We start from the raw sequence: 6,233 nt of genomic DNA, 5'->3' as shown, positions 1-6,233 counted from the left end.
CTTGGGAGTGACGAGCGGTTGCGCTTCGGACATCTGGGTCTCCTTGGTGTGATGCCTGGTGTTGCCTGTCTTGGTCGTGCAAGCGGCCGGGAGGGGATGTCCCCGGCCCGGCCGCGCCTGCGTCTGGTTGCTTACTTGCCCTTGCCTTGCGCGAACAGGGCGTCGAGCTTCTGCTCGAAGTCATGGTAGCCGATGCTCTCGTAGAGCTCGGCACGGGTCTGCATGGTATCGACCACGTTCTTCTGCGTGCCGTCGCGGCGGATCGCCGCGTAGACGTTTTCCGCCGCCTTGTTCATGGCGCGGAAGGCCGACAGCGGGTACAGCACCATCGACACGCCGGCACCGCCCAGTTCTTCGGTGGTGAACAGCGGCGTGGCGCCGAACTCGGTGATGTTGGCCAGTACCGGCACCTTCACCGCGTCGACGAACTTGCGATACATGCCGAGGTCGGTCATGGCTTCCGGGAAGATGGCGTCGGCGCCGGCTTCGGCGCAGGCCACGGCGCGCTCGATGGCGCTGTCCAGGCCTTCCACGGCCAGCGCATCGGTGCGGGCCATGATGACGAAGTTCTCGTCGGTGCGGGCGTCGACGGCGGCCTTGATGCGGTCGACCATTTCGCCCTGGGTGACGATTTCCTTGTTGGGACGGTGGCCGCAGCGCTTGGCGCCGACCTGGTCCTCGATATGCATGGCCGCGGCGCCGAACTTGATCAGCGACTTGGTGGTACGGGCCACGTTGAAGGCCGAGGCGCCGAAGCCGGTGTCGACATCGACCAGCAGCGGCGTGTCGCACACGTCGGTGATGCGGCGGATATCGGTGAGCACGTCGTCCAGGTTCGAGATGCCCAGGTCCGGCAGGCCCAGCGAGCCGGCCGCCACGCCGCCGCCCGACAGGTAGATGGCCCGGTAGCCGGCGCGCTTGGCCAGCAGCGCGTGGTTGGCGTTGATGGCGCCGACCACCTGCAGCGGATGTTCGTCGGCAAGCGCCTGGCGGAAACGGGCGCCAGCGGAGCGCGCGAGGTCGGAAGCGGAGTAGGTCATGGCGTATGCGTTGGTGAACAGGACAAGCCGAATACTGCAAGGGGTGTGCCAGGCTCGGCGAAAGCAGCCGGAAAACCCGGAATCCCTTGCCAGCGCTGGGCTGGCGGGCAGGGCGACAGGCGCCGCCGCGGGTTCCGTGCCGGGTTTTCCGCACATTTGAAATCCACGACCTGTGTTTTTGGAATTCAGAGTTGAAATCCCGGGCATCGTGGCGGACAATGTGACAGCACTGTACGCCTGATCATCCCGCCTTTCATCCCACTTTCCTTCCGCACCGCATCATGGCTCCTCCCGTTTCCGCGCAAGGCCGCCCGCGCATCTGGGCGATCGGCATCAGCCGCCTCGCGCGCGCCTTCGCCGACCTGATCCCGGCCTATGCCGACCGCGCCGAATTCCGCATCGTCGGCAAGGGTTTCGAGGCCGCCGCCAGCGCGGTGTCGCGCGAGGCGCGCGAGGGCCGGCTCGACGTGGTCGTCGCCGGCGGCTCCAACGGCGCCTACCTGCGCCAGCATGTGGACGTGCCGGTGGTGCTGGTCAAGGTCACGGGCTTCGACGTGATGAGCGCACTGGCCACGGCGCGGCGGATCTCGCCACGGGTGGCGCTGGTCACGCACGCGGCAACCTATGCCGAGGTCGATGAATTCGTGCGCGCGTTCTCGCTGTCGGTGCCGGCCTACACCTACCTGACCGAGGACGACGCGGTGGCGCGCGTGAAGGCGCTGAAGCAGGAGGGCATCCAGGTGGTGGTGGGCCCCGGCCTGGTGACCGACCTGGCCGACCGCTATGGCCTGACCGGCGTGTTCCTGTACTCGGGCAACTCGGTGCGCATGGCACTGGAAGACGCGATCGAGGCGGCGCGCCTGCGCCGCATCGAGGCCACCCGCCGCGACTACGTCAACACCATCCTGGCGCACCTGAACGAGGGCGTCGCGGCGGTCGACGCGCAGGGGCGGATCCAGTCGTTCAACCCGGCGATGGAACGCTTCCTCGGCACCTCGGCCGCCGCCGCGGTCGGGCGCAAGCTGCAGACGCTGGCGCCCAGCCTGGCGCTGGAGGGCGTGATGCAGAGCGGCGACAAGGAGCTCGAGGCGATCCACAAGCTCGGCGACAAGATGGTGGTGGTCAACCGCATTCCCATCCTTTCCGAGGCCGGCACCACCGGCGCGGTGCTGACCATCCAGGACGCCAGCGCGATCCAGCGCGTCGACCGCAACCTGCGCTCGCGCAGCCGTGCGCGGCCGGCAGCGGTGCGCTACAGCCTGGACGACCTGGCCGGCACCTCGGCCGCGATGACGGCGCTGCGCGAACTGGCGCGACGCTACGCCGTGGTGGACTCCACCGTGCTGATCGGCGGCGAGAGCGGCACCGGCAAGGAGGTGCTGGCGCAAGGCATGCACGATGCCAGCCCGCGCCGCGCGTTCCCGTTCGTCGCGGTCAACTGCGCCGCCTTCCCCGAGGCGCTGCTGGAAAGCGAGCTGTTCGGCTACGAAGAGGGCGCCTTCACCGGCGCGCGCCGCGGCGGCAAGGCCGGCCTGTTCGAGTCGGCCCACAACGGCACGCTGTTTCTCGACGAGGTCGGCGACATGCCGCCCGCGCTGCAGACGCGCCTGCTGCGCGTGCTGCAGGAAAAGCAGGTGCTGCCGATCGGCGGGCTCGACGCGGTGCCGGTGAACGTGCGCGTGATCGCCGCCACCCATCGCGACCTCGCCGCGATGGTGCGCGACGGCAGCTTCCGGCAAGACCTGTATTACCGCCTTAACATCCTGCGCATTGCCATGCCGCCGCTGCGCGAGCGCGCCGAAGACCTGCCCGAACTGGCCGAACTGCTGTACCGCCGCGCGCAGGACCGGCTGGGCCTGGAGCGCCCGCAGCGCCTGCCTGCCGCGGCGCGCGCGCGGCTGGCGCGCTACCGCTGGCCCGGCAATATCCGCGAACTGGAAAACGTGACCGAGCGCATTGCGGTGCTGGTGGCCGGCCGCCGGCTCGAGGGCGAGGCCCTGCAGCGCGAACTGCAGGCTGCCGCGCCCGAGCTGTTCGGCGAGGCCGCGCTGGCCACGGCGCCCGCGCCCGCAGCCGAAGCCGCAGCGGCGGCGCCGGCCGCGCGGGCGCGCCGCTCGCTGGCGCGCGTCAAGCAATCCAGCGAGGTCGACCATATCCGGCGCGTGCTGGAAGAGTGCGGCGGCGACCGGACCGCCGCCTGCCATATCCTCGGCATCAGCCCGACCACGCTGTGGCGGCGGCTGAAGGCGGCCTAGCCCGGGCGTTATCCCGTTATCCGGCAGGGCTGGCCCGGCGGAACGGAATCGGCTGCAGCCCCTTGCCCTGCAGCCACGCCTCATTGAACAGCCGTCCCATATACAGGTCGCCACGGTCGCACAGCAGCGTGACGATGGTGTGCCCCGGCCCCATCTCGTGCGCCAGCGCCACCGCGGCGCCGACATTGATGCCGGATGAACCGCCCACGAACAGCCCTTCCTCGCGCAGCAGCCGGTAGACCATGTCCACGCAGGTCTGGTCGTCGATGCGCACGGCATCGTCGATGGGGGTGTCCTGCAGGTTGGCGGTGACGCGGCTGGAACCGATGCCTTCGGTGATCGAGCTGCCTTCGGCCTTGACCTCGCGGTGCTTGACGAAATGGTACAGGCCGCTGCCGTGCGGGTCGGCCAGCACGATGCGCACGCCCGGCTTGTGTTCCTTCAGGCAGCGCGCGATGCCCGCGAGCGAGCCGCCGGTGCCGGTGGCGCAGGTGAAGGCGTCGATATGGCCGGTGGTGGCGTGCCAGATCTCCGGGCCGGTGGTCTCGTAGTGGGCCTGGCGGTTGGCGAGGTTGTCGAACTGGTTGGCCCAGATCGCGTTTTCGGTTTCGTCGGCGAGCCGGCCGGCGATCTTCTGGTAGTTGTCGGGATCGGCGTACGGCTTGGCCGGTACCGCGCGCACTTCGGCGCCCAGCATGCGCAGCCGCTCCATCTTTTCCGGCGATTGCGTGTCGGGGATCACCACGATGCAGCGGTAGCCGCGCGCCGCGCACAGGTGCGCCAGGCCGATGCCGGTATTGCCCGCCGTGCCTTCGATCACCGTGCCGCCCGGCTTCAGCAGCCCGCGCCGCTCGGCGTCGCGGATGATGTAGAGCGCCGCGCGGTCCTTGACCGAGCCGCCGGGATTGAGGAATTCCGCCTTGCCGTAGATGTCGCAGCCGGTGTCGGCGCTCAGGCCGGCCAGGCGGATCAGCGGCGTGTGGCCGATGGTGCCGGCAAATCCATCCCTGATCTCCATGGTGCACTCCTGCCGCGCCCGGGGCGGGCGTCACCTTGATTGATAGGTCGGTGCGGCGGGAATGACAAGCGGCGGCAGGCGCGCCGGAGCAACGGAAAGTGACCGGGATAGCGCCTCGCGCTCAGGCCGCGTTGAGCCAGCGGAAGCTGAAATCGCCCTCGACGAAGTCCGCGCGCGCGGCGTGGAAATCGCGCATATAGGGGCGGTTCAGGTGGGATTCGAGCGCGCGCTTGGAGTCCCAGACCATGTAGATGACGAACACCCGCGCGTCCTCGGCATCCTGCCCGACGTGGTAGTCCAGGCAACCGGGCTCGGTCAGCCCGCGCGAGCGCAGCGCAGCGAGCTGGGAGACCAGCGCGTCGCGGCGGTGGGTCTTGGCACGGGCGATGCCGACTAGCGTGTACGTTCCGGACATGGGTGAACGGGGGCGACTGGCTGGCGTCTGTGAGCACTGGGCCAGCCATTGTAGCGGCGGCCATGGCCCGGCCCGGCAATGCCCGACGGCGCCGTCCGGGCATTCGGGCGGCGCTTGACAAGGGTGCGCGGCACGGTTCCTGCCGCCGTGGCCGACGCTCAAGTTATGTCCGCCGCCGCCGATATCCGGTGCGACAACGAGAAAACCATCATCCGAGGGGGCGCATGCTGAGACGCATTGGATCGGAGCAATTGCAGGTCGGGATGTTCGTCGCCAGGCTGGGCGGGCCCTGGATCAACCATCCGTTCTGGCGCGCGCGCTTCCTGGTCGCCAGCGAGGAGCAGGTACGGCAGATCCGGTCGGCGGGCGTGCGCGAAGTGTGGATCGACATCCTGAAGGGCCGCAACGTGCCGGTGCCGGAAGAGGCCGCCAACGCCGCGTCGGGCCTTGCCACGGCCCACCCCGCAACCGGGGCTGAGGGCCCAGCCCACGCGCCGCCACCCACCATGCTCGAAGCCGAGATCGTGCATGCGCGCGAACTGCTGCAGTCCGGCAAGGCCGTGATCGGCTCGATGTTTGCCGACGTGCGCATGGGGCGGGCGCTGGAGGTCAGCGGCGCGCTGCTGCTGGTCGAGGCGGCGTCGCGCTCGCTGTCGCGGCATGGGCAGGCGCTGCTGGCGCTGGCGCGGCTCAAGGCGCGCGGCGACGACAACTACCTGCATGCCTTCGCGGTCTGCGCGCTGATGATCGCGGTCGGCCGCACGCTGGGGCTGCCCGACGACGAGGTGCGCGAGCTGGGCCTGGCCGGCCTGGTGCATGACATCGGCAAGCTGGCCGTGCCCGGCGCCGCCAGCCTCCGCGCCGGCGAGCGCACGCCCGAGCAGGAGGAGGCCTACCGCCGCCATCCCTCCGCCGGCTACCGCATCCTCAACGAAGCCCGGCTCTATTCCAATATCCCGCTCGATGTCTGCGTCCACCACCATGAGCGCGTCGACGGGCGCGGCTTTCCCTACGGCCTGGTCGGGCACGAACTGAGCGTGCACGCCAGGATCGGCGCGATCTGCGATACCTATGACACGCTCACCGCAAGCCACCCCGGGCACCAGCCATGGTCGCCGGCCCGCGCCATGGAATACATGGCGGTGCGCGTCGACACGCTGTTCGACCGGCGCGTATTCAAGGCCTTCTCGCGCACCGTCGGCATCTACCCGCTCGGCACCGTGCTGCGGCTGCGCTCCAACCGGCTGGCGGTGGTATGCGCCCAGCATGACGCCGACCCGCTGCGGCCCAAGGTGATGGCGTTCTATTCGGTGTCGCAGTCGCGGCCGGTGCCGACCGAGCTGATCGACCTGCGACACGGCGACGAGACCGTGGTGGCGTTCGAGAACGCGACGGAGTGGGGCTTTACGGATGAGCAGTTGCTGGAGATGTATGCGCCGGCGGCGTGAGGCCGTCCCGCGATCGTAGAGCGCAATTTATCTGTCACTACTGTTAGCGTTGCCTGA

At 69.4% G+C, this 6,233-nt stretch carries 5 protein-coding genes; 2 read left to right on the top strand and 3 right to left on the bottom strand.

Annotated features, from left to right (window positions below; all coding sequences use genetic code 11):
- Positions 1 to 131: 131 nt before the first annotated feature.
- Entirely contained in the window at positions 132 to 1,040 is a 909-nt protein-coding gene (gene prpB / locus CBM2588_RS09225; protein WP_115680284.1) for a methylisocitrate lyase, read from the bottom strand.
- Between the two features lie 281 nt (positions 1,041 to 1,321).
- Between prpB and prpR the strand changes: the two genes are divergently transcribed.
- Positions 1,322 to 3,295, top strand: a complete 1,974-nt coding sequence (gene prpR, locus CBM2588_RS09220; RefSeq protein ID WP_115680283.1) for a propionate catabolism operon regulatory protein PrpR — start codon at positions 1,322 to 1,324, stop codon at positions 3,293 to 3,295.
- A gap of 16 nt (positions 3,296 to 3,311) precedes the next feature.
- Here prpR and CBM2588_RS09215 read toward each other — a convergent pair whose 3' ends face one another.
- Entirely contained in the window at positions 3,312 to 4,313 is a 1,002-nt protein-coding gene (locus tag CBM2588_RS09215; protein ID WP_115680282.1) for a cysteine synthase A, read from the bottom strand.
- Between the two features lie 121 nt (positions 4,314 to 4,434).
- A complete protein-coding gene (locus CBM2588_RS09210; protein WP_062799507.1) occupies positions 4,435 to 4,728 on the bottom strand; it encodes a putative quinol monooxygenase in 294 nt (97 codons plus the stop codon).
- 224 nt (positions 4,729 to 4,952) lie between these two features.
- On the opposite strand from CBM2588_RS09210, the gene CBM2588_RS09205 reads away from it, so the two are divergent.
- Positions 4,953 to 6,176 carry an HD-GYP domain-containing protein gene (locus CBM2588_RS09205; protein WP_115680281.1) on the top strand — a complete coding sequence of 408 codons (1,224 nt, stop codon included), beginning with the start codon at positions 4,953 to 4,955 and terminating at the stop codon, positions 6,174 to 6,176.
- Positions 6,177 to 6,233: the final 57 nt, after the last annotated feature.

This window comes from Cupriavidus taiwanensis, assembly GCF_900250075.1.
In the GTDB taxonomy this organism is placed as follows: domain Bacteria; phylum Pseudomonadota; class Gammaproteobacteria; order Burkholderiales; family Burkholderiaceae; genus Cupriavidus; species Cupriavidus taiwanensis_C.
This window is presented reverse-complemented; position numbering and strand designations above follow the sequence as displayed.

Coding starts and splice junctions, on each gene's coding strand:
- CBM2588_RS09215 (WP_115680282.1), bottom strand. CDS start 4,313: ATGGAGATCAGGGATGGATTTGCCGGCACCATCGGCCACACGCCGCTG.
- CBM2588_RS09210 (WP_062799507.1), bottom strand. CDS start 4,728: ATGTCCGGAACGTACACGCTAGTCGGCATCGCCCGTGCCAAGACCCAC.
- CBM2588_RS09205 (WP_115680281.1), top strand. CDS start 4,953: ATGCTGAGACGCATTGGATCGGAGCAATTGCAGGTCGGGATGTTCGTC.
- prpR (WP_115680283.1), top strand. CDS start 1,322: ATGGCTCCTCCCGTTTCCGCGCAAGGCCGCCCGCGCATCTGGGCGATC.
- prpB (WP_115680284.1), bottom strand. CDS start 1,040: ATGACCTACTCCGCTTCCGACCTCGCGCGCTCCGCTGGCGCCCGTTTC.